This window comes from Flagellimonas aequoris, assembly GCF_003584165.1.
Classification (GTDB): domain Bacteria; phylum Bacteroidota; class Bacteroidia; order Flavobacteriales; family Flavobacteriaceae; genus Flagellimonas; species Flagellimonas aequoris.
On the sequence record NZ_QXFJ01000009.1, the window covers coordinates 54,038 to 76,003 of the forward strand.

The following is a 21,966-nucleotide window of genomic DNA, read 5'->3' on the forward strand; positions in this document are numbered from 1 at the left end:
GAGAAATCTTATCCCCCGGTATTGTTCGGAATATTGGGATTGTTATCATCGGGATCCTCATTGGCGGGAACACCATCCTTATCATTATCCACAAAGGTTCCGTCCCTTCCCACAAATAGCTGGAAGTTTATGGGGAAAAACGTATCCATGACCTGGGTTTCATATTCGCTTGTGGGTGCCGTGGTGACTGATATGGCCGAAAACGTACCCCCTGCCGCATATGTGGAGCGCACCCAGATTTGGGCAGTAATGCCATCAAAACGGAGCAATCGGGCCGTGAACTGTGAAGAGATACCTTCAAACGTATTATTTGCCGTGGTCGTGCACAGCACTTCTGGGGTACCGGAAAATCCGTAATGGGCAAAAATCCCATTGATCTCATTGGCGATGATACTTGTGGCAGATACCTGACCAGCGGCTTGGGTATTGGGAATCCAGCGGAATACCACCATATTATCATCACGTACTAGGTTGACCCCAAGTGTAGCGGTTTGGGCATCGGTCACCTCAAAGGCGGTAAAACCTTTGGGGTAGGTAAATCCGATGAGGGGCTGCAAGCTGTGGATAAACTGTCCGCCCGGATTTTTGATGACAGGTACTTGGGCCAAAGGAGCGGGAATGGAATGGGCAAACTCCCAATAAATACCGGTGATCCCAGATACATTGGCACAAAGACCTTGGGGCTCCGCACTGAGTTTCCCGTTATCGGAATCCGAACTACAGCCAAGGCAAAAAAGGAAAATACAAGTGGCAATTAAAGTTTGAATGGTTTTCATGATGATGCTTTTCCTTCTTATCGAGCTAAAAGAAGAATGTCATCAATATTTTTGGAATAACTGGGGAAAAGGCATAAAAAAAGCCGAGAAAATCTCGGCTTTTTCTGTACCTTGGGTGTGAATCCTCACATAATATTGTTTGATATAAATTGCATTTAATTGACTGTATATCAAATATTTGAATCATTTTCTTTACTTGTAAGTTTTCCCTTCATTTCGTATTTTTAGACAAAAACCGTCACTTTTACGTCACTTTTTTATGTCAGTACAACTTCGAAGCAGAACATTAAAATCAGGAGCAAAAAGCCTCTATTTGGACATCCATCACAACGGTGAAAGATGGAGAGAATTTCTTAAAATAAAAATACTGCCCAAGGATCCATCCAAAATTGAAAAGAAAAGAATTGCCGAAAGAATTCGGGTCAACAGGGAATTGGAAGTTTTGTCCGATGAAACAGGACATATTCCACAGCACCTAAAGAAGATCAATTTTTTTGTTTTTGCTGAAAAATACATTCAAGATTATAAAAATAAGGACGTGCGCATTATTGCAAGCTCTGTGGAGAAATTTAAAGAGGCTGTCAACAATCCGAGGTTAACCATTACGGGAATTGGTCCTAAAACCATGACATTATACAAAGATTATTTAATACATGATGCAGGTCTTGCCGGCGAAACGGCACATAACTATTTCACAAGGTTCAAAAAAGTTCTAAAAGCCGCAAAAATTCAAGGTTACCTAAATGAAATGCCAACAGCCGAGATAAAATTTACAAATCCCAACAAAGACGATACATTAAAAAAACAAGTATTAGATAAGGATGAACTTCAAATACTTGCCAATACCGAATGTGGAAATACTTCCGTAAAAAGAGCCTTTCTATTTGCTTGCTTTACTTCCCTTGGCCTTGCGGAAATCCGAAAGCTCAAATGGAAAAATATAAACAAAGGCCGATTGATAACCACTAGAAACAAAACTGGGGAACTGATAAATAACAGACTCAATCAAACAGCTCTTGATATCTTGGGCAAACCAGGGGAAAAAGATTCTTTTATTTTCAATATCCAATCTTTAAGTGATAATGGGGCCAACAAAGCAATACGCTACTGGGTCAATAGGGCTCATATTGAAAAGCACATTACCTTTTATTGTGCCCGTCATACTTTTGCCTGTCAATTACTTATCAATGGGGCCAACCTCAAAACTGTTGCCGATGCCATGGGTCATAGCTCAACCAGAAGTACTTTGAAATACCTTAATCATGTTCAGCAATTGCAGGATGAAGCAATTGATAAATTGCCCAGTATTAAATTTCACCACTAAAATAGCTTGACATTTTCATGTAAATAAATAACATTAGTTGGGCTCTTTATATACCAATTTGTTCAAATCGACCTCACCTATCTTCTTTGTCAGTTGGGCATCCGAAAACAGCTCCAGAATTGGATCAAGAAAATGGTAAGTATAATTGGCGCTATAGACAAATGGGTTGGCTGTGTCAAATCCTTTGAAAACAGACCTAACCTTCATGGTCATCTGTAGTAGCACAGTTTTGTCATTGATTAAGGATTCGGCTTTATCGGGACTCATTTTGAACAATACATCCCCATTGATGTAATCCACTTGTTCGGTCTTGTTGTAAAACTGTTGTCCATATGGCGTATTAGGTAAAAATTCACCAAAATACTCCACAGAGGAAACTCCCAATGGGGGTCTTTTGATAGGTAACCGTATCCAAAAACCTCCTTTGTCAAAATCATATTGGCCTTGGAATTTTATCGCATGGACCAATTGAAAATCCTCAGTTCCATCTGTGTAAAAACTTTCGCTCCATTTTAAAATGATATCCAAATACTTCTCCACAAAAGATACATATCGCTCATTCTCCGTAAAATCATCCGCCTGGTGACCTCCCCATTTACGGACCAAGGCACTCTTACCGGTTCCACTCCAATCGTTCATAAAGTATTCCTTTTTTAGGACATCGTTTCCCATATCAAATGCAAATTCCTTCAATACTTTTTGGGCCAAGCTCGACTTTGCTTCTTCCTCAATGATCTTTCCTTTTGTCTGCTGCGTTAGGGCAGTCCTGTCCATCACTTTAAAATGTTCCTTCAAACTATGGATACGCACCAAATGGGCAAACCCAGCATACCCGGTACCCATCAGATTCCTTTTTTCACCGGCTTCCTTGGAAAGGTCCACTTTTTTGGGATTGTCCTGCATCATATAGGAATCTATGGCCCCAAATCGGGGAAGGCCCTTGAATTTCTGAACCACAATATCCTTAAAGGCTTGGTTAGGGGATTTATAAACCAGGTAATCATCCTCATTGTAAGCTATGGCGGTATTCTGTTGTGTAGCTTTCTGTTCTGTTTTTTGGGCCTCGGGTAGTGTTATGGCCTCAGTTTGCGTATTCGTTCCATTTCCTGAATCTTGTTTTCCATCCAAAATATCACCCACTTTCTTATCGGCCTTTTTAATAATTTTTTCCTCGGCCTGCTGCTTCAATTTTTTAAAAAACTGACCGTTCATGTCCTGGGGCAATGTCATCAGCAATACCCCTACAATCCATAAAACTTGTTTCGTACGATTACATTTCATTTGATCAATCTTTAAATTTAGCGGTCCTCATATCCACTTCCCCCATCTTTTTGGTTAGGGGGGCATCCTTATAAAACTCCATTGCTGTACTTTCCAACTCAAACTCCCAATCCACATGGGTAGTATTAGTAATACGAGGTGTCACCTTAACCTTGAACACCACAAACACGGGTGATCTGGATTGAAGGTTAAATTCTTTGGCCTCTGTTGGGTCTACGGACAAAAAAACCCTTTTTGATGTGTTCTTTAAGGTTTTTTCATTCTCAGTGTAGGCCAAAAAATTGGAATTATGAAGTATAAAGTCCCCGCCTATAGAGAATATGTTGCCGATCCAATAGCCTTTATCCTTAAAATCATATTTTTCAGCTACCGCTCCCCTAGCCACGAAGTAGGCGACTTGGCTTCCATTTTCATAGAATGTTTCACTCCAATCCCGAAGTGCCTCATAATGATTTTTGATAAACTTTGAATAACTGCGATTTTGGGCAAATTCATTGTTCCGTGTCCCTCCCCAGCTAGGTACAATGGTTCGTTCACCCACGGCATTGGTAAAATTACAGGGGGCCTTTGCTTCGGGGTCACAAAAGTATTCTTGCATGTTTTCATCCGAAAAAATATCCTTTACGAGCATCAACAAATGATGTTGGGCCTTATTGGAGTTCTTTGCCTTTAGGTCATTGTCCGCATAATTGTATGAAGTGAGTTTTGACCGATCCATATCCTTGAAAAGGTCTTCCATAAATTTAAGCTCCAAGAGTGCCCGATAGGCTTTGCTATGGGTATGGGCCGTAACCCCCCTATAATAATAAACATCCCCATATCGGGGAAGTCCCTTGTGCGATTGTATGACCACATCCATAAAATCCTTGTTGGGGGCCTTATAGGTGATGATATTATCGTCCTTAATTTCAGGCGATTTATTCTGGGTTTGATTTCCTTTCGGTATGCTGTTTGGGGATTTTTTGTTTGTTGATGCAGGCCCAATCTTTGGACTTGGTTTCTCTTTTTCTGGAGCCGATGTCTTTTCCCCTTCCCCATTCAATAACTCATCGGTTTTTTCACTGGCCTTATTTACGATTTTATCCTCCACATTCTTTTTCAGTTTTTTTAAAAACTGTCCTTGGACCGAGATTGGCACCAACAGACCAAGAACCGCAACAAGCAATATGGATTTGGTTTTTATATCTTTCATTTTCATAGCTTAGATTTTATCTAGTTTTGAATACCATGGTATTGATGTCTATTTCCCCCACTTTTTGGGTAAGGCCATCATCCGAGTACAGTTCTATGATGGGACTGTTCAAACTGAAGGTGGTCTTGAGCTGGTCTGCACGATAATTTTCCACTCCATTCAGATAGCCGGTCACATCCAACACCAAATAGAGGTATTGGTGCTTTTCAGAAAAGTGCTCTGCTTCCTCTGGCGGCATTTTGAAGAGAATGGAGGTGCCATTGGGATGCATCAAATTTCTTTCGGCGGAGTTGGATGGTTGGAGTCCATACCAATGTAACAAAAAGCCTCTGTTGTAAAACTGATGGGTATTGAACCAATAGCCCCCTTCCTTAAAATCGTAGGTGCCCAAATTGGTCCGTGCCACATAGTATCCCTCTAAAACATTGTCAGGATAAAGGGATTTTCCCCACTTTTCCACCATCGGAAATTTTTCCCCCACAAAAGCGGTATACGCACGCAATTTCTGAAACTCCGATGCTCCCCTGCCTCCCCATGGCCTTTGGTTCCTTGGTTCGTTATAATAGCCTTCTTGGGGAAACCCTGGAACACAATCCCCTTCTTTTGGGTTGCAGAAAAACCGAATCAACTGTTTTGTGTTGCACAATGCATTTGCCAAGGCCAGTACATGCTGCTGGGCGGTAAGGGATTTCAACTCTTCCTCATACATATTTTGCTTTCGTTCGGTAAAAAGATCTTTGTCCATTACCGCAAACATGTCTTCCTTAAACCTCATCTTCAAAAGCTCCATAAAGGCGTGCTTACTCGCCATATGGTGGCTGGACCGTTTGTCCATTTCAAAATACCCTTCTTCCCTAGAGCTTATATAGGTGCCATCGGCCTTCACAAAATATTCATCCTGTACCCCAAAGCGGAGCTTCCCTTTGTGGGTCTGTAACGATAGGGAAATAAAATCGGCACTGGGTGGATCAAAAACCTTTTCCATTGGTTGGCCCCACCCTACTCCTTGGCATACAATTATTATGATTACAAAAAGTAAATTCTTCATAGATCAATTGGTTTTTAATATGAGGTTTGCAAGGGAAAGCGTCATAAAATGTTTTGTAAGGGCTTCGTCCTCATAAACTTCCACATCGCTGTCCACGTGGGAATAGTTAAACTCTACAGGGTCATAAGGAAAGGCCATCGGTTTGCCCGAACGTTTCAATTTTATCTTTTTCACCAAATACAAACGGTTGATGCCTTCCTTCAAGAACCGTTCGGCGCTCTGTTTGTCGATTTTGAGAAAAAATTGAAGATTGTTCTTTCCATTGATTTTCTTCAAAAGTTCATGCTCATAGGCCGCAACAGGCTCAAAGACCACTCTTTTGGCCCCACCTTGCTTTGGGGTAAAAACATCGTTCAGATTAAGATAATGCCCTACCCAATACCCTAATTTGTCAAAGTCATACCCCCTTCCAACATGAAGTGTGGATACATGGTATCCTACCATTTCATCATTTTTGAAAAACGATTGGCCCCACCTTTGAAGTGGCTCTAAACATACCTCAACAAAAGAGGTATAATTGCGAAGCCTCTCAAACTCGTTTTTTCCTTGATTAGTTTGGTTGCAGGCATTGTCCAAACAAAGATTCGGACCTACTTGGGTCCGTAAAAACTGCTGTAGATATGCGGAATTCCGTTGTTCCTGTGATGTATTGGAACTGACCACGGTCAAACGCTCGCGGTCCAGGTCACTCATAAAGGGTTCCAAATATTTCAACCCCACCAAAATGGAAAAATTCAAGAGACCGTTTCTTTCCTTTTTGTTCTGTTCCATCACATGAGCCCCATCATTTCCCCGTGCGGGTCTCATCGCGGGCGTGGCACCCGTATTCTTAACCATATGGCTGTTAAATGCCCCAAATCGAGGAAGGCCCATATGGGCCTGTAGTTTAACAGGAGTAAACTTCTCGGAAGGTGGATCGAACACAATCAGATTGTTGGCACTTGGGGCCTGTGCCTCTAATTCAAGCAACCCCAAGATAGCCAACAATACCCCCAAACTTATCTTATGTATCATTTTCTTCAATATGAATCGTTACTCCCACGTTATCACTCCATCCATAGTCAAAATCTTGTCATCATCGGTATTGATTACCGTGGTACCTTCAAAAGTGACTTTTTTGGCTTCGAAATCAACTTCAAACCCATCTCCACAGGCCATAAAGAATCCTTGATAGGGGGAGGAACACGCATGTGGATATTCTTCCCCGTTCTTTACAATGGTCATGGAAATGGTCTTGTCGATATCGGGTGACCCCCCAGTGGAAAAATCCGCAGCTACGATCACAAAACCGTTCAGGTCATTACTATAGACCAGTTCGTTATCTACCACTGTAATGTTATCGGAAAGTAATATGACGGATTTGTCCGTTCCTGTCAATGATGCATTGCCGACCTCAATGTTCCCTACGGTCAAAGAAGTCCCCAAAACCCCAGTCTCCTCCCCGGACAACTGGATGGTTCCCTCAACCTTTCCGGATTTCCCATTCTCTGGTTCATCGCCATCGTCAGAATTACAATTTGTGAACATGATAAGTGTAAAAATGGAAAGGAAAAACAACTGCATTTTTTTCATAGTATAAAATGGTTATGGTGCGTAGAAAACACCAAGCTATATATTCCCCATAGCCTATGCCACGACCACTTATTCACCGTTGTAAATATGAACATGAGCGTTGTCTTTTGTTGAATTACCGCAATACATCATGAACGGGACAGCATATTGAGTCAAAACCTTTAAATTTGATTTTGACCAATCACCCGCCATGCCAGATTCCTTTAAAAAGTTTTTTTTAGTCCTATTGTTCTTTCCCCTTTTCGGAATTTCCCAACAAAGCGTATTGGATTCGTTACAACAGGAATTGGCCACCCATTCGGCAAAAGATTCTGTCCGCGTTTCTTTATTGATAAAAACTGCTGGGGAAATGACCTATTCCAATCCCAAGGAAGCTTTTCCTTTGGTAGATGAGGCCATTGCCATATCCTCCGAAACAGATTGGAACAAGGGGGAGAGTTACGCATTGAGACAGAAGGGAAACCTGCATTATGTTATGGGAGATGACCTAGCCGCACTGGATGTCTACCAAAAAGCGCAACATCTTGCCCAATCCATAGGGGACAGGTCACTTGAAGCGTCGTTGTTGAGCAATATCGGAAACATTTTTGCCGATTTAAAACAGTATGATAGGGCCTTGGAAAATTATGAAGCCTATTTGACCTCTGCACAAACGTTGGGCAATGTCCCTGATGAAATAAAAGCACTGTCAAACATTGCAATCATCTACAACGACACTAAAAAATATGAAGAAGGAGTGGCCAATCTTGAAAAGGCCCTAAAATTGTCCAAACAGGAAGAAAATGACCTCTTTGTGGCCGCCATTACCAATAACTTGGCCCTAGCTTACAAAAAACTCGAAGATTACCCAAAGGCACTCTTGCATTATCAGGAAGCGGCAGATCTTGCCCACCAGATCGGGAACAAATACATTGAAGCTTCTGCTCTGAACAGCATAGGAACGGTTAATATCATATTGAAAAACTATGACTTGGCTGCCTTAAATGGAAGGAAAGCCCTTGACCTATCACAAGAGATCGAAGCCGTGGAATGGCAAGCGGATTCCTGGAAAGTATTGAGCGAGGTATACGAACATGAAGGAGAAATGGCAGAAGCCCTCCATGCTTACAAAGAGCATGTACGTCTTCAGGACAGTGTTTTAAGCGAGGAAAAAAAATCTGAGCTGACCCGGAAGGAAATGCAGTTCAAAATGGAGAGGCAACAGGCCGAGGCCGAGGAGGAAATCAAACGACAACATCTCGTCAAAAATGGTTATTTGGCTGGGGCCATCCTTCTGGCACTGATCTCGATTGCAAGTTATTTTCTATATAAACGCAGACGTGATGCCTTGGAAAAAAGAAAGGTGGCCGAATTCAATGTCAAGGTAGCCGAGACAGAACTCAAGGCCCTACGCTCACAAATGAATCCCCATTTTATTTTCAACTCCTTGAACTCCATTAGCGATTTTATTTCAAGGAATGATATAAAACAGGCCGATGAATACTTGGTGAAATTCTCCAAACTTACCCGTGCCATCCTTGAAAATTCTGAAAAGAAATGGATTACCCTCGAAGAAGATCTAGAGCTCACGGAGCTTTACATGCAACTGGAAGCCATTCGACTGGAAAACCATCTGGAATACAGCATAACCGTAGACGAGGACATTGAGCCGGACAACACCTTGGTTCCCCCGATGATTCTACAGCCCTTTATTGAAAATAGTATATGGCATGGTATTGCCCCCAAAGAGAATACTGGGAAAATTGATATCCAAATCAAGAAAAAGGGAGACATGCTCTTATGCGTGGTGGAGGATAATGGGATCGGTCGGGCCACCGCTTCTATGGATACAAAGGAGAAAAGTTCTTTGGGCGTAAAGATCACCACCAACCGTATCGAGATCATCAACCATATTAAAAACACGGAAGGTTCCATCGACTTGATAGACAAGAAAGAAGGCCTGCGTGTGGAAATAAACCTACCTTTGGAACTTCAATTCTGACCTCGCCATGTTAAAAGCCATTATCGTTGATGACGAACAGCACTGCATTTCCCGATTGACGGGTCTTCTGCAGGAAGTTGGCCCGGATATCAAAATACTGGCGAGTTGTAACACCATTTCAGAGGCTAAAATGCATATAGAAAAATATAATCCTGATGTGCTTTTTTTGGATGTCCAGCTCGGGAGTACTACCGGGTTTGATTTACTGTCCCAACTAAACCATCTTGATTTTGAACTGATCTTCACTACTTCTTTTGACACTTATGCCCTAAAGGCCATCAAATTTTCTGCCTTAGATTATTTGTTGAAGCCCATTGCAAAAGAAGACCTCCATGAAGCACTACAAAAAGTGAGGGAGAACAGAGACCTCAAAGAGACCACAAAAAAAATTGATGTGCTTTTCCATAATTTTAAGGAGGGGTCGGGACATTCCAAACGAATTGCCATCCCTACAGTGGATGGATTTGTTATGGTGGACACCAATGACATGGTCCGACTACAGTCCGATGCCAATTATACCCACATCCATACCTTATCGAACAAAAAAATCACGGCTTCCAAAACCTTAAAATATTTTGAGGGCATTCTTGATGGCAGCAACTTTTTTAGGGTACACAAGTCCCATTTAATCAACCTTTCCTTTGTGGAGCATTATCTAAAAGGAAAAGGAGGCTATATTACCTTGACCGATGGGGCCAAAATAGAAGTGGCTGTAAGACGTAGAGACGAACTCATAAAAAAACTTATTCCAAATTCCTGATACAAAATTTAGGTATCGTGATTATCAATACAACAAACTCTGCCCCAAATCTTACCTCGACTTCAGCGCATGGATCCTGGCCTATTTTTGTAGCGTTCGGGAAGATAAGCGTTGAACAAAAATAGGATAGGGCGCTGTCCTACTTTTTGCCATTTTCCTCCAGCCATTTTTGGTACAGTTCCTTTGCCTGTGGGTTCTCATCAAGGAATGCCCCATAATGTCCCATCGCACTGTCCCGTCCTTTGATATATGCTGCCTCTTCTTTCTTTGATATCCTTGATACCTGATAGATTGAAAAACCAAGGACCAATACGACAAAGACCAACAATCCCCAGGACAGTTTTATGGCCCAACTTGGCAACAGAATTGATTTCTCTACTTTGCCAAGAATCCTTCGCATCAATTTTTGCTGTTCCTCAATGTTGGTTTTTTGGCTGTTGCCATATTCTTTAAGAAGAACATTAATTTCATTGGTGTCGGGCCTCAATGGAAGGTTCTGCAAATTTTCATGTACCTTTTCCAATCGGCCGATGCTCTTCTCAAAGCCGTTGATCTCCTCGGTCAACAGTTCCGCTATTTCATCCAGTTTTGCCATGATGTTCTGTTTAGATTCCTATTCCGGTGTCCCTGACCACCTTAATGGCCAGCTTGATGGTTTTCTTTATGATGGTCTTGGTCAAACTTGTTGGGACATTCACTGTCCTACCCAAAAGTTCCATGCTCTTGTCCTTGGCAATCCGCTGTGCCCTTTCTTTCTCAAAATTCATTTGGCCCGCTATCCTGCCCATGGACATGGAACGGTGTACCTCACTTCCCTTTAGATTGGTTCCCTTATACTCAAAACGGAAGCCCTGTATCTGGTTCTGCCTGTTGATGCTCGGAATGACCTTTACATTGTTCTCCTCCATCGATTTGATGTATTGGTCAAAATCTCTTGGCCTGTCCCTGGCCATGACCTTTTCATGTATCCTCTGTATTTCAGATCGGAGCTCCTGCATCCGGTACAGTTTTTCCTGTTGTGCCTCCCTTACCGTGGTAAGCTCCATCTGTCTGGCCACCCGCTCGGCCATCTGTTGGCTTCGCTTTCCAATGAAACTATCATTGTAGGTCTTGCCCTCAAAACTTATACGGTTGGCATACAGGTGGACATGTAGATGCTCCTTGTCCCTATGGACAAATGCAACGGCCTGGTGTTCCATTAGCCTCATTTCCTTAAGGAACCGTTCGGTCATTTCCTTGAGCTGCTCCCTTTCCAATTTTTTGCCGTCCTCGATGGTGGGACTCAGCACAAAGCTCAGCGTATTCTTCCTACATAGTTCGTTCTGTTCTTGGATGACCTTGAACTCCTCGGTGATCTCTCTTGGGGTCTCCCCTGCCAGATATTGGCTGTGGATGATCTCGGCTTCCTTCTCCTCGTTCATCCCGTAGCTCATGGAAGCAGCTGTATGCGAAATGGATTTTCCCATGCCTATCATTTCTTGAAGTTTAAAAGGTGTTGCCGTATCTCTTTGGCCAGTTGGGTCGTTTCTTCTGCCAATCTGGGGTTTCTCTTCCGGAACATATTGGTGATCAATTTAAAATTCCGTTGGTATTTGACCAATAACTTATAGGCCTCTATCTGTTCGTCCGTCATCCGCTCCACGATCCGGTCATCAAAGGCCGCACGGCGACAGTACTCGCTGATGGAAAGACCGCTCTTCCGGGCCTTGACCTTCAGCAGTTTCTTCTCGTAGACCGAGCACCGGAACTGGACGAACTCTTTCTTCATTTTCACATCATCTTTTGCGACCTTCGGGAGCAAAAGCAAGATTTGTCATGACAATGACACATCTTGAATTCGTTGCCGGACTTCATCCTTCGCGCTTTTTACCATCCATTCGTTCATATCCTTGAAAGCTTTATAGAGAAAGGACATATCACTGCTGTTCGGACACTTTTCCAATAACAGTTCCGTCATTCCCAATCCTGTTCCATCCCTATCTAGAAATAGCTTTACATCCTCGTATTCCACTATTTCGGTGATCATCCTTTTTACAAAGGCCGTGGTGTTCAATATCAAAAGTTCATGGCCGTTCCCGATTTCTGGCATCAGTTCCATTAGGGTGAGCATATCGAACATGCCTTCCGTAATAATCAATTTCTTGGAGCTGTTCCCCATCATCGAAACATCCTTGGGAGAAGTGGACCCTTTCCAATATTTGTTTCGCAGTTCCCAGCCTCCCGACCTGTTCCGGAGTCCGATGGCAAAGTATGGCCGACCACCAATTTTATAATGGATCTCACTGCAGAGTTTTCTTGAAGTCCTGATGGATATTTTTCTAGATTGCAAATAGTTTTGAAGGGCTCTGTGTTCGATTTCCTTTACCTCGATGGTTTCAATCGGATTGGCGCTATGTTCCGTTTTGATTGGAATCGGCCGCCGGTGAAAAGAAAAATGGCCAATGTTCCCCGACAGTCGTTCCAATGCCTCTTTTACGGAACAGTTCTCCATTTTCATCACTAGGTCTATGGTACTGCCCCCTTCAAAGGTCCCGAAGTCTATCCAATAGTTTTTCTTCAATGATACCTTGAAAGAGGCTTGGGTCTCGGTCCGAAACGGGCTGAGGAACCAAGCTTCTTTTTCCGTTTTCCGGACTGGAAAGTGCCCCAACTTGGCCAGCGTGGATACGAGGTCAATGTTGCGGGCTTTTTCGCAGTCCATGATATATGTAGTTTTTCTTTTCATTGTCTCAAATTTTGTTATTTCTCCTACCTACCTACCTAACCCAATGATGACGCGGGTTTTCAAGCTAGGTCAGATATTTTCTCAACTTACCTATCTTACCCATTAGGTAGGTTAGGTAACCTCTAGGTAAGATGGAAGTTATATATCCTACCTAAAATTTGGCCCATGCTCTTTGGCTTTAGACTTCTTTAGGTAATTAGGTAGGTATTATTCTTCTTTCTTTGCAAATTCCATTTCCCAGGGGCTTCCCCCAAAGAGGGGTCGGGACAAATAGCCATAAACCTGTCGTTTGGGATGCTTTACCTTTTGAAAACCAAACCCAGCGAGTGCTCTCCCAATATTTATATGGTTCAACCTAAGGTTGAGACATGCAATCTCTACCATGATATCCGATGCCGTCCTGAAGTCTTTCATATCATTGGATTTTTCATAGTATTTGGCAACTACTTCTTGTTCGGAGGTCAATTTTGTATACTTCCTGTTCCGTTCTTCATTCTCCTGGATGTCCTCAATGGAAAGTTCGGAATCAAAGTTGGGGTCCGAGTAGGCCAAATGATACGCCTGTGACCAGATCTTGTTGATATCGACCTCTTTTGAATACGAAAAATCTATCTTCCCCTTGAGCTCAAAACAGAGCCAACGGACCGACCCGGTCTCATCGTTCAAAAAGGACGACATATTGGTGGAGCCCACAAAGGAGCAAATCCGGGACAGGGTCGTATTCTTTCTATCATATGGCAGGCGTTCATTTATAAAGGTCTTGGAAAAAAAAGACTTTAGGGCATTCACATCCTTTTTGGACAGCACGGCCAGTTCATCAAGATTGTACAAAAAATTCCGACACAACTGTATCCGAGCATCCTTGTCATTGCTGATGTCCTCGGCCATATATTCACTAAGCTCGGGTGGGCACAGAAATCGGCACCATGTGGACTTACCAGAGTTTTGTCCCTGATGGGAGAGTACGAAAGCCTGCTTATTGAAATAATTGGGTTCAACAGCACATCTAATGGCACGGACCAACCATTTTTTGAAATGATAGTTGAATGCCTTTTTCTCATAGGTCGGCACATAGGATGCCAACTTTAGGATATGGTCCTCTCCGTCCCATTTCGGGAGGTTGTTGAAATACTCCTTAATGGGATTGTACTTGGGAATCCACTCCGATCGTATCAATATCTCCAGTTTTCCGGTCGGGATATCCACCCCGGCCTTGGCCAATTCAATAATTAGGGAGTTCAGGTTCAAGTAATGCCAATCCCTTGAACCCTTGAATGCGATTTGAAAGTCATGGGAAATCTCATTGTACATGATATCATATTTGGCCTCCAGATATTCCATGGTATAGTCAAACACCGTTTTCTTCTTAGAGTCCTTGACAAAATAAAGATTGCCCTCATGCTTGATAGAAGCCATTACCCCTTAATTTTAAATGAGTGCTCCAAAGCCCTCCCATTGATTTCTTCCTGGGTCAATCTACTGTTTTGGAGAAGCCATTCATTCAGCTTTTTCCTTTCAAAGAATATCATTTTCCCATTAGGCTTGGAATGCGGGATATTCCCTGAAGCAGTCAGTTTATATAAATAACTTCTGGAAATTCCAGTATAGTCACAGGTCTCTTCAAACGTGAGCACCTCTTTATTGGCTATCATGAGCCGCTCTAAACGGTCTAGTCGTTCAAGTATCAAAATATTGTCCATATGTTTCCTTTTTTAGTTACAAAATGAACAAAGGCACCTTTGTTTTCTTTTTTAAGAATTCTTGGTATAAAGGTAAAAACATGGGAAATGAGTGAACTAAAAATGCAAAATTAGTTGTTCACAAAAAATTGATATACAGCAACTTAATACATATAATGTCAATTTGTTACAATTCTAATTCTACAAATTATGGTCGATGACAAATGACTTCATTTGTAACCAACAGATAATTTGAAAAAAATCAAGATATTAAGTTATCAACATTAAAAGAAAGGATACATAGGGATTGAAATTCCAAACCTGGTCGAATTTCAATAATAATTCAACTAAAGACCGATGTAGCCTTTATCATGCCTTGAAACCAAGTATTTTGGAGATATTTAATGTGGTTTGGAGTGCGTTTAAATTGGCTATTTTTTGCTTTAAAACCGTCACTTTTACGTCACTTTTAAAAAGACAAAACCCTGATAATAAGATGATTATCAGGGTTTTTAAGTACCTTGGGTGGGAATCGAACCCACACGATATTGCTATCACTGGATTTTGAATCCAGCGCGTCTACCAATTCCGCCACCAAGGCATCATGGCATTTTCAAAATGCGACTGCAAAGCTAACAAAATATTTTTATTTCCAACCAAAAAATACTTTCATTTATCCTTTAGCAACCCGAATTAATTTTTAAATTTGCACCTCTTTAGAAAACAGCCCTTTAAAAAGCTAGTTAACAAGAGTTTGCAATGGCCTATCAAGTTCCCGAACCCAAAATTTTTGCATGTAGCCAAAGTATAGTACTTGGCGAGAAGATTGCTGCTTCTTATGGGGCCGAACTAGGGAATGTTCTTTTCTCCAGATACAGTGATGGAGAATTTCAACCATCGTTCGAGGAATCCATTCGTGGCGCCAGGATCTTTATCATCGGTTCCACCAACCCGGGACCCGAAAACTTGATGGAAATGCTGTTGATGCTGGATGCCGCCAAGCGTGCTTCGGCTAGGCACATCACCGCTGTAATGCCATACTTTGGTTGGGCCAGACAAGACAGAAAGGACAAACCCCGTGTTCCGATTGCGGCCAAATTGGTGGCCAAGATGTTGGAAACCGCTGGTGCAACACGAATCATCACCATGGATCTGCATGCAGACCAAATACAAGGGTTTTTTGAAAAACCCGTAGATCATCTGTTTGCCTCCACCCTGTTCCTGCCCTATCTGAAAAATTTGAAACTGGACAATCTCTGCATTGCTTCACCCGATATGGGAGGATCCAAACGGGCCTACGCCTATTCCAAGGCTTTGGAATGCGATGTAGTGATCTGTTACAAGCAACGGGCCAAGGCCAATGTAATTTCCCATATGGAGTTGATAGGAGATGTGGAAGGAAAGAATGTGGTATTGGTGGATGATATGGTGGATACCGCCGGTACTTTGACCAAAGCGGCCGATTTGATGATGGAACGGGGAGCCGTTAGCGTACGCGCCGTAACAACGCACGGATTGCTTTCGGGTAATGCGTATGAAAAAATAGAAAAATCGAAGTTGACGGAATTAATCATAACCGATTCAATCCCGATCGATCACAATCAAAGAAAAATAAAGGTATTATCATGTGCCGAACTTTTTGCAGATGTCATGCACAGGGTCCACCACAACACATCGATATCCTCAAAGTTTTTAATGTAGCCTTCGACTGCGCTCAGGCTGACAATAAGAGCGTTTCGAAAAGTATGTTTTAGAATTAAATTTAAATAGTAAATAGAAATTATGAAGTCAATTACAATCAAAGGATCCCAAAGAGAAAGCGTGGGCAAGGTTGCTACCAAGGCCCTACGTAATGCTGGAAAGGTCCCTTGCGTGCTGTACGGAGGGGAGAAACCGATTCACTTTTCAGCGGATGAGCTAGAATTTAAAAACTTGGTGTACACTCCCAATGCACACACTGCTGTGATTGAATTGGAAGATGGTCAAAAATTGGAAGCTGTATTGCAGGATATCCAATTCCATCCTGTAACCGACAGTATTTTCCATGTGGATTTTTACCAATTGTTCAAGGACAAACCTGTCACTATGGACATCCCTGTTCATTTGGAAGGGAATTCCCCAGGAGTACGTAATGGTGGTCGATTGCTTTTCAGAAAAAGAAAGCTTTCCATCAAGGCGTTGCCAGACCTATTGCCGGATTTCATCACCGTGGACATTTCCAAACTTAGAATTGGTGGTACCATTGCGGTTGAAACCATATTGAATGACAACTACACCATTTTGCATCCTGATAGTACCGCTATTGTTCAGGTGAAAGCATCTAGAACCTCTGTTGCAGATGATACTGAAGATGAAGAAGAGGAAGGTGCTGAAGGTAGTGAAGCCGCTGCTGAAGCCACTGAAGCTTCCGAAGCCACTGAATAAATTTTCAGATAGCATAAAAAAAAGCATCCCTATATTGTTCTCTTGGACATTGGGGATGCTTTTGTATTTTTAGATCATTACAACACTGCTGATGTTCAATTTTATCCAAAAACTATTTGGCAGTCCATCATTATTGAAGGAAACGGATTCCATGAAAAAATTCTTGATCGTAGGACTAGGAAACATTGGGTCGGACTATAATGAAACCCGACATAACATTGGGTTCAAAGTCTTGGACTTTTTGGCCGAACAAGAGGCATTCACGTTTGAAAGTGCCAAACTTGGTTCAGTGGGCACCTTCAAACACAAGGGAAAGAGTGTTCTTTGTCTTAAACCATCCACCTATATGAACCTGAGTGGCAAAGCGGTCAAATATTGGATGGACCAAGAAAATATCCCCATGGACAACCTGCTGATCATTACGGATGACATCAACCTGCCCTTCGGAACCATTAGATTAAAGACCAAGGGGAGTGATGGAGGCCACAACGGGCTAAAAGATGTGCAGAACATGCTCCAAACCACCCACTACAACCGTTTCCGATTTGGTGTAGGGGCTGATTTTGGCAAAGGACGCCAGGTGGATTATGTGCTGGGAAAATGGAATGCCGAAGAGAACAAGGCCATGACCGACCGTTTAATAGTAGCTGCAGACCTAGTACGCTCGTTTGTATTTGCCGGTGTCAAGAACACCATGAACCAGTTCAATGGCAAATAATCTAGAATACCTTAAACTCGAATATACCGGAATCCGAGGTGTTTCCTTCCAGGTCAGTGGTGATCACCTTCCAATAATACACCGTGGAAGACTGTACTGAGGCAGACATTTCCATGGTGGTTGTATTGGTGGTTCCCAGGGAAGTTGTAGGAGGATTGACATCTGAAAAGAATATCTCGAACGTATCGATATCATTGTCCACATCTGCACCCGACCACTCCAACAACACTTCGTTGGCAATATCCTTTTGTACCGTAGAACCCGAGGCAGGGCTCACCAATTGGGCCGGAAAAGGCGCATACGTGGTCTGCGCACCCGCATTGTAGAACAACCACGTTTCACTAATCGCCACTTGATCGGATTTTGAATTGCGCGAGGTAACCGACCATGCAAAAGGAGTTCCCTTTGCTATGGACAGACTTGCAGAAGTTGTAGCAGTGGAAATATTCTGTGGCACATTGGTTTCCAGGTTCACCACACTTAAGGTATAATTGTCCGTGTTCTTGGAAGCATTCCAGCGGAAGGTAACTTGACTCAAGGTTTCGTTGACATTGGAACCTGTTGTACATTCAGAGTTTTCTTCCGGAAAGACCAAAAGCGCACCTTGTGGAGCCGGGGGCGTATCGTCTCCACCACAGGCCACCATGAATCCCAACAAGGACAACAACATTAATTTCCGCATCATCTTTTAATAAATTTAAACATTTCCTGAGCCCCGTCTTTGGTCAATCCCAAATAGTAAATACCTTTTGGGAGTATGGACAGGTCCAGTTCAAGATTGTCCCCGTTCACGGTTTTGGCCAGCGACATCACCAAACGTCCATTGCTAGAATAGATCTTGATGACCACCTGACCTTCATATCCGCCTAAATAAACCTCGGTTGTAGCATCTACCGGGTTTGGGGACAGAATAGGTCTAGTGGAATAAAACAAGGTCTTTTCAACAACGCCCTGACAAGGCAGATCGGAATAGACACGCAATGTGTTGAGCCCTTCCTTCAGTGGCAATTGAATCTTGGAGGCTTGGGTTTGGGTCACCAACCCGTTCAGTTCAACATTGTAAAAATCCGCTCCATTCAATTCAAGACTTAAAATTCCTGCGTTGACCAAGGCATCGATATCCAACACATCCGGTTCCGTGATCACGATACCGAAACACACCTCCTCATAGGTGATCATTCCATTGGTACCGGTGATACAAATGGAGTATTCCCCTGCAGTCAGATTTCCAAAAGTCTGTGAATTCGTAAAATCGACTGTTGTGGATGAGCCCCCACCATCAAAGATAGCAGTATAGGTTATGGATGTATCCACAGGTGTAATGGTCACGGAGCCATTATTGCTGCTCCTGCAGGTTTCACTTTGGATCTCTATCCCAAAATTATCCGAAGCCAGTCTGTAGACCGGGCATCCATTCGTGTTCACCTCAACTCCCTTTGGAGTTCCCAAGCAGAGATCATCCCCATCATCAAAGACACCATCTTCGTCCGCATCTGGCCTATAACTGCCCTCAATGCATACATCCAAGGAAAAACCGATCAAACTTCCACCATCACTTGCGGCGGTGTCCTTAATTTCCAATATCCATTCGCCTAAAATAGATTCTCCCTTAAGGGAGGCCAAAGAACCGATAGGGCTCACCGATCCTGAAATCGCCGGATTACCGGAACAGGCTATGGGATCCGCACCATCATCGAACGTCGCATTGATGTTTTTTAGATTACCACAGGTGTTGGAAAGCAATGTTACCCGTGTGCCTTCGGGAGAAATTAGGGTGATCACCAAATCTTCCAAATAGGTATGGTCCAGTTCCAAGTTCACATTGACATCTGAAATGGGAAGGTCCTCCCAGAAAAACACAGAAGTGGTAATGGTCGGGGTACCTACGGCGGAAATCGTCAAAGGCACATCGGTGGATTCCACATTTTTGCAGTTCACTTGGGAGGTAACAAAACTAGAAGGTATTCCAAAAGTTCCCGCCCCACAACCATTGCTGGGCCTTACCCTCCAAAAATATTCGGTCTCAGCTTGTAGACTGTTCGTCTTATAAAAATTAAAAGGTATTGTGGCAGATTCCACCACATTGGTAAACCCAATATCCGTGGCCACTTCAACATCATATTCGGCGAACAAGGGATTTTCTTCCCAATTCAACCGAGCTTCCAAGGAAACACCTGATTGGCCATTTGTAGGGGAAAGCAATGTTACATCGGTGAAACCCGTATCACCTATTGCAACCGATAGGACCGCATTTTTTGTTACCGATGCCGAGGTTGAAGTCACCGTGATGTCATAAACTCCAGGGGTCACTGCTCCGGTATTCGATATGGTGAGGTTAACAGCCGTATCATTCGCAGTGGCATCGGTTGGTGAGAACGCAGCGGTAAGTCCCGCTGGCACATTGGCCGAAAAGGTAGAAGTTTCGTTAAAACCTGCATACGTTTCATAAACAAAGGGTACTACAAGGTCATCAGGTTGGCACACCTCGTACTCCAGTTGGTCAAAGTTCAAGACAACCTGGGATTGTTCAATGGTAAAATCGGATGCATTTACGGCAAAGAACACATTGTCACTTGCCTTTACCATGATGCGCGCGGTGGTAGTGGCATCCCCTGGCAGTTGCACATTTGCCGACCCATCATTAAGTTCATCCTCCGCTAAAATGATGGGGAAACTTTGTCCTCCATCCGTAGAAAGAAAAATATCGACCCTCTGTGCATTGATAGGCAGAATGTTGGTGTTGGCCACATCCCATGTAACTTCCTGAATCGAGCCTGCTGTGTAAACTTCATTGGTACTTTGTGAACTGACCACAAAGGGACCGGCCGCCTTTAACACGTTTACGGCAAGCACATCCGAAATGACCTGTCCTCCTCCCAATGCATTGTCCCTTACCGTGAAGGCAAAATTTAAGGTGCGTTCTATTTCGGAAACGGTCTCCCATGCCTGATCTATAGTGGGACTGATTTGTGTTAAATTACCTTGAGCCACTTCTGACAGTTTCGGAAAATACCGAACGGGTACCGAGCTCGGGGGCAAAGACCTAAAATTGGCACCGCTGGGATTGGTTGGCCCGAAGGTGTTGTTCGTGACCAAACCGTCATCAATTTGTTCCCATGTATAGGAAAGCACATCCCCCACATCTGGGTCGGTTGCGATGCCCTCCAATACAAAAGCGGTTCCTTTGGGGATAGTATAATCCCCTACTGGTGTCAAAACTGGCGGGGAGTCGGCCATAGGAGTTGTCTGGGCACATGATGTGGTCTGCAAATAACCCAATATCTGTTGTATACTATAATAATGAAAATAATCATCTCCGTTAGGTGCCACATTATTATCCCCTGTAATGCCGGCATACCCCATGATGGTTGTTCCGCTTCCTGGTTCTGCCTGCACCCCTGTTCCCTCCGATTCAAAGGACCACGTATGGTTAGCCCCAAACTGGTGGCCAAGTTCGTGGGCCACATAATCCAAATCAAAAACATCACCTTCAGGAGTGGAAGAGGCCGAGAACCCACTTCCCTTTTTATTGTCCACACAGACTGCTCCAATAAATCCAGCGTTTCCATTGTTTAACTCAGGATCGTCGACTTGATGGAAAAGATGTCCCACATCATAGTTCGCTTCCCCAATAATGGATGTAATAGTAGCTTGCACTTCAGAATTCAAGCTGCTTCCATAGGGATCCGTATTAGGGTTTGTAAAAATTAGAAGATCGTTATTGGCAATGAGTTCCAAGGTAACACCCAAATCGGTCTCGAATACTTCGTTGATCCGGGTAATGGTGGCATTGATCCCAGCTAGGGCATCGGCCACGGTGCCACCTTTACCTTGGGTATATTCCCCTGTCGTGGAAACGGCAATCCTATATTTTCGCAACACCTGATCATCCACCAAAGGGGTTATGGTCTTTGATGTGGTCAAAAGTGTTTCAACAGTTTCACAAATAAAATCGTCTTTGGCAGTGAGCCCGGCTCCTTTAGTGTACAAAACATAAGAATCGGTTTTGTTGGATATGGGTTCCATAAACGTTTGTTCATGGTTTTTCAGATTGACCACCATACTCTCCAGGCCCTTTGGGGAGCTGCTCAATTTCACCTTATATTTTCCATCAGAACTTGTACCGGAATACGATTTGATATTAGGATATTTCTTGGCCAAATCCGGGTGCATGACCGGTGTTTCCTTTAAAGCGAAGGGTATGATGTTTCCGTCCCCATCCGGCAGATAGATCACTTTGTTTGCGCTTTTGGAAGTGGCAAAGGTTTTCATTTCATCCATAAAAACCTGTCGGTCCAAAGAGAAGACCTTTTTAGCCTTGCCCATATCTTTGATGGACGCACTCCTCAAGGTAGATTGCTTAGGGATGTTCTTCCAATACCCCTGCTGCCCGTAAATGCAAAAGCAGCTAAAAAATATGGTTATTGAAAAAACAAGGTGTAATTTAGCTCTCATACAGATTTAGGGCATAGTATAATTTCAAATG

The 21,966-nt window shown here is 43.1% G+C and carries 20 protein-coding genes, 1 tRNA gene and 1 pseudogene; 7 read left to right on the forward strand and 15 right to left on the reverse strand.

The annotated features are described in order from the left end of the window. Window positions 1-8: 8 nt before the first annotated feature. Entirely contained in the window at window positions 9-776 is a 768-nt protein-coding gene (locus tag D2U88_RS02995; RefSeq protein ID WP_119638822.1) for a hypothetical protein, read from the reverse strand. 259 nt (window positions 777-1,035) lie between these two features. Here D2U88_RS02995 and D2U88_RS19855 point away from each other — a divergent pair. Both D2U88_RS19855 and D2U88_RS03000 read left to right on the forward strand, forming a co-directional pair. Further along, window positions 1,036-1,197: pseudogene (locus tag D2U88_RS19855) on the forward strand (Arm DNA-binding domain-containing protein); the annotation flags it as partial. A gap of 21 nt (window positions 1,198-1,218) precedes the next feature. Continuing rightward, window positions 1,219-2,100, forward strand: coding sequence for a site-specific integrase (locus tag D2U88_RS03000; protein ID WP_235855708.1), 882 nt, complete (start codon window positions 1,219-1,221; stop codon window positions 2,098-2,100). A 33-nt stretch (window positions 2,101-2,133) separates the two neighbouring features. On the opposite strand, the gene D2U88_RS03005 is transcribed toward D2U88_RS03000, so the two are convergent. The 5 genes from D2U88_RS03005 to D2U88_RS03025 form a co-directional block, all read right to left on the reverse strand. After that, a complete protein-coding gene (locus tag D2U88_RS03005; protein ID WP_147378511.1) occupies window positions 2,134-3,381 on the reverse strand; it encodes a hypothetical protein in 1,248 nt (415 codons plus the stop codon). Window positions 3,382-3,385: 4 nt separating this feature from the next. Next, window positions 3,386-4,573, reverse strand: a complete 1,188-nt coding sequence (locus D2U88_RS03010) for a hypothetical protein (protein WP_147378512.1) — start codon at window positions 4,571-4,573, stop codon at window positions 3,386-3,388. Between the two features lie 16 nt (window positions 4,574-4,589). After that, complete coding sequence (locus D2U88_RS03015) at window positions 4,590-5,558, reverse strand: hypothetical protein (protein WP_119638826.1); 969 nt, start codon at window positions 5,556-5,558, stop codon at window positions 4,590-4,592. A gap of 66 nt (window positions 5,559-5,624) precedes the next feature. Continuing rightward, window positions 5,625-6,635, reverse strand: a complete 1,011-nt coding sequence (locus tag D2U88_RS03020) for a hypothetical protein (protein WP_119638827.1) — start codon at window positions 6,633-6,635, stop codon at window positions 5,625-5,627. An 18-nt stretch (window positions 6,636-6,653) separates the two neighbouring features. Continuing rightward, window positions 6,654-7,193 (reverse strand): hypothetical protein, encoded by a 540-nt coding sequence (locus tag D2U88_RS03025; RefSeq protein ID WP_119638828.1) that lies wholly within the window; start codon window positions 7,191-7,193, stop codon window positions 6,654-6,656. Between the two features lie 190 nt (window positions 7,194-7,383). Between D2U88_RS03025 and D2U88_RS03030 the strand changes: the two genes are divergently transcribed. Together D2U88_RS03030 and D2U88_RS03035 are read left to right on the forward strand one after the other, a co-directional pair. Then, complete coding sequence (locus D2U88_RS03030; protein WP_119638829.1) at window positions 7,384-9,174, forward strand: tetratricopeptide repeat-containing sensor histidine kinase; 1,791 nt, start codon at window positions 7,384-7,386, stop codon at window positions 9,172-9,174. 7 nt (window positions 9,175-9,181) lie between these two features. Continuing rightward, window positions 9,182-9,934 carry a LytR/AlgR family response regulator transcription factor gene (locus D2U88_RS03035; protein WP_119638830.1) on the forward strand — a complete coding sequence of 251 codons (753 nt, stop codon included), beginning with the start codon at window positions 9,182-9,184 and terminating at the stop codon, window positions 9,932-9,934. 139 nt (window positions 9,935-10,073) lie between these two features. On the opposite strand, the gene D2U88_RS03040 is transcribed toward D2U88_RS03035, so the two are convergent. From D2U88_RS03040 to D2U88_RS03070, 7 genes are all read right to left on the reverse strand, one after another. Further along, window positions 10,074-10,529, reverse strand: a complete 456-nt coding sequence (locus tag D2U88_RS03040; RefSeq protein WP_119638831.1) for a DUF6730 family protein — start codon at window positions 10,527-10,529, stop codon at window positions 10,074-10,076. A 10-nt stretch (window positions 10,530-10,539) separates the two neighbouring features. After that, the gene (locus D2U88_RS03045) at window positions 10,540-11,400 is read right to left on the reverse strand and encodes a relaxase/mobilization nuclease domain-containing protein (RefSeq protein WP_235855709.1); all 861 of its coding nucleotides are present in this window, start codon (window positions 11,398-11,400) and stop codon (window positions 10,540-10,542) included. Window positions 11,401-11,405: 5 nt separating this feature from the next. Beyond that, on the reverse strand, window positions 11,406-11,702 hold the full coding sequence (mbpA, locus tag D2U88_RS03050; protein WP_119638833.1) for a mobilization protein MbpA: 297 nt from the start codon (window positions 11,700-11,702) through the stop codon (window positions 11,406-11,408). 45 nt (window positions 11,703-11,747) lie between these two features. Next, window positions 11,748-12,659: a CHC2 zinc finger domain-containing protein gene (locus D2U88_RS03055; protein WP_119638834.1), complete on the reverse strand. Its 912-nt coding sequence runs from the start codon at window positions 12,657-12,659 to the stop codon at window positions 11,748-11,750. Window positions 12,660-12,866: 207 nt separating this feature from the next. Beyond that, window positions 12,867-14,075: a virulence-associated E family protein gene (locus tag D2U88_RS03060; protein WP_119638835.1), complete on the reverse strand. Its 1,209-nt coding sequence runs from the start codon at window positions 14,073-14,075 to the stop codon at window positions 12,867-12,869. Beyond that, a complete protein-coding gene (locus D2U88_RS03065; protein WP_119638836.1) occupies window positions 14,075-14,359 on the reverse strand; it encodes a helix-turn-helix domain-containing protein in 285 nt (94 codons plus the stop codon). Before D2U88_RS03065 ends, D2U88_RS03060 begins: the two co-directional genes overlap by 1 nt. Before the next feature lie 496 nt (window positions 14,360-14,855). Further along, window positions 14,856-14,939 (reverse strand) — tRNA-Leu (locus D2U88_RS03070). A gap of 158 nt (window positions 14,940-15,097) precedes the next feature. Here D2U88_RS03070 and D2U88_RS03075 point away from each other — a divergent pair. The 3 genes from D2U88_RS03075 to pth all read left to right on the forward strand — a co-directional run bounded on the left by D2U88_RS03075 (window position 15,098) and on the right by pth (window position 17,480). Beyond that, complete coding sequence (locus tag D2U88_RS03075) at window positions 15,098-16,039, forward strand: ribose-phosphate pyrophosphokinase (protein ID WP_119638837.1); 942 nt, start codon at window positions 15,098-15,100, stop codon at window positions 16,037-16,039. Window positions 16,040-16,120: 81 nt separating this feature from the next. Further along, window positions 16,121-16,762, forward strand: coding sequence for a 50S ribosomal protein L25/general stress protein Ctc (locus D2U88_RS03080; protein WP_119638838.1), 642 nt, complete (start codon window positions 16,121-16,123; stop codon window positions 16,760-16,762). Between the two features lie 91 nt (window positions 16,763-16,853). Then, on the forward strand, window positions 16,854-17,480 hold the full coding sequence (gene pth / locus D2U88_RS03085) for an aminoacyl-tRNA hydrolase (protein ID WP_119638839.1): 627 nt from the start codon (window positions 16,854-16,856) through the stop codon (window positions 17,478-17,480). A gap of 1 nt (window position 17,481) precedes the next feature. Here pth and D2U88_RS03090 read toward each other — a convergent pair whose 3' ends face one another. Further along, window positions 17,482-18,165 carry a hypothetical protein gene (locus D2U88_RS03090; protein WP_119638840.1) on the reverse strand — a complete coding sequence of 228 codons (684 nt, stop codon included), beginning with the start codon at window positions 18,163-18,165 and terminating at the stop codon, window positions 17,482-17,484. After that, window positions 18,162-21,806: a reprolysin-like metallopeptidase gene (locus D2U88_RS03095; protein WP_235855710.1), complete on the reverse strand. Its 3,645-nt coding sequence runs from the start codon at window positions 21,804-21,806 to the stop codon at window positions 18,162-18,164. The genes D2U88_RS03090 and D2U88_RS03095 overlap by 4 nt, the downstream gene beginning before the upstream one ends. Window positions 21,807-21,966: the final 160 nt, after the last annotated feature.

Excerpts from the sequence above, each read along its gene's own strand:
- D2U88_RS02995 (WP_119638822.1), bottom strand. The coding sequence starts at position 776 with ATGAAAACCATTCAAACTTTAATTGCCACTTGTATTTTCCTTTTTTGC.
- D2U88_RS03005 (WP_147378511.1), bottom strand. The coding sequence starts at position 3,381 with ATGAAATGTAATCGTACGAAACAAGTTTTATGGATTGTAGGGGTATTG.
- D2U88_RS03010 (WP_147378512.1), bottom strand. The coding sequence starts at position 4,573 with ATGAAAGATATAAAAACCAAATCCATATTGCTTGTTGCGGTTCTTGGT.
- D2U88_RS03015 (WP_119638826.1), bottom strand. The coding sequence starts at position 5,558 with ATGGAAAAGGTTTTTGATCCACCCAGTGCCGATTTTATTTCCCTATCG.
- D2U88_RS03020 (WP_119638827.1), bottom strand. The coding sequence starts at position 6,635 with ATGATACATAAGATAAGTTTGGGGGTATTGTTGGCTATCTTGGGGTTG.
- D2U88_RS03025 (WP_119638828.1), bottom strand. The coding sequence starts at position 7,193 with ATGAAAAAAATGCAGTTGTTTTTCCTTTCCATTTTTACACTTATCATG.
- D2U88_RS03030 (WP_119638829.1), top strand. The coding sequence starts at position 7,384 with ATGCCAGATTCCTTTAAAAAGTTTTTTTTAGTCCTATTGTTCTTTCCC.
- D2U88_RS03035 (WP_119638830.1), top strand. The coding sequence starts at position 9,182 with ATGTTAAAAGCCATTATCGTTGATGACGAACAGCACTGCATTTCCCGA.
- D2U88_RS03040 (WP_119638831.1), bottom strand. The coding sequence starts at position 10,529 with ATGGCAAAACTGGATGAAATAGCGGAACTGTTGACCGAGGAGATCAAC.
- D2U88_RS03045 (WP_235855709.1), bottom strand. The coding sequence starts at position 11,400 with ATGGGAAAATCCATTTCGCATACAGCTGCTTCCATGAGCTACGGGATG.
- mbpA (WP_119638833.1), bottom strand. The coding sequence starts at position 11,702 with ATGAAGAAAGAGTTCGTCCAGTTCCGGTGCTCGGTCTACGAGAAGAAA.
- D2U88_RS03055 (WP_119638834.1), bottom strand. The coding sequence starts at position 12,659 with ATGAAAAGAAAAACTACATATATCATGGACTGCGAAAAAGCCCGCAAC.
- D2U88_RS03060 (WP_119638835.1), bottom strand. The coding sequence starts at position 14,075 with ATGGCTTCTATCAAGCATGAGGGCAATCTTTATTTTGTCAAGGACTCT.
- D2U88_RS03065 (WP_119638836.1), bottom strand. The coding sequence starts at position 14,359 with ATGGACAATATTTTGATACTTGAACGACTAGACCGTTTAGAGCGGCTC.
- D2U88_RS03075 (WP_119638837.1), top strand. The coding sequence starts at position 15,098 with ATGGCCTATCAAGTTCCCGAACCCAAAATTTTTGCATGTAGCCAAAGT.
- D2U88_RS03080 (WP_119638838.1), top strand. The coding sequence starts at position 16,121 with ATGAAGTCAATTACAATCAAAGGATCCCAAAGAGAAAGCGTGGGCAAG.
- pth (WP_119638839.1), top strand. The coding sequence starts at position 16,854 with ATGTTCAATTTTATCCAAAAACTATTTGGCAGTCCATCATTATTGAAG.
- D2U88_RS03090 (WP_119638840.1), bottom strand. The coding sequence starts at position 18,165 with ATGATGCGGAAATTAATGTTGTTGTCCTTGTTGGGATTCATGGTGGCC.
- D2U88_RS03095 (WP_235855710.1), bottom strand. The coding sequence starts at position 21,806 with ATGGGCAAGGCTAAAAAGGTCTTCTCTTTGGACCGACAGGTTTTTATG.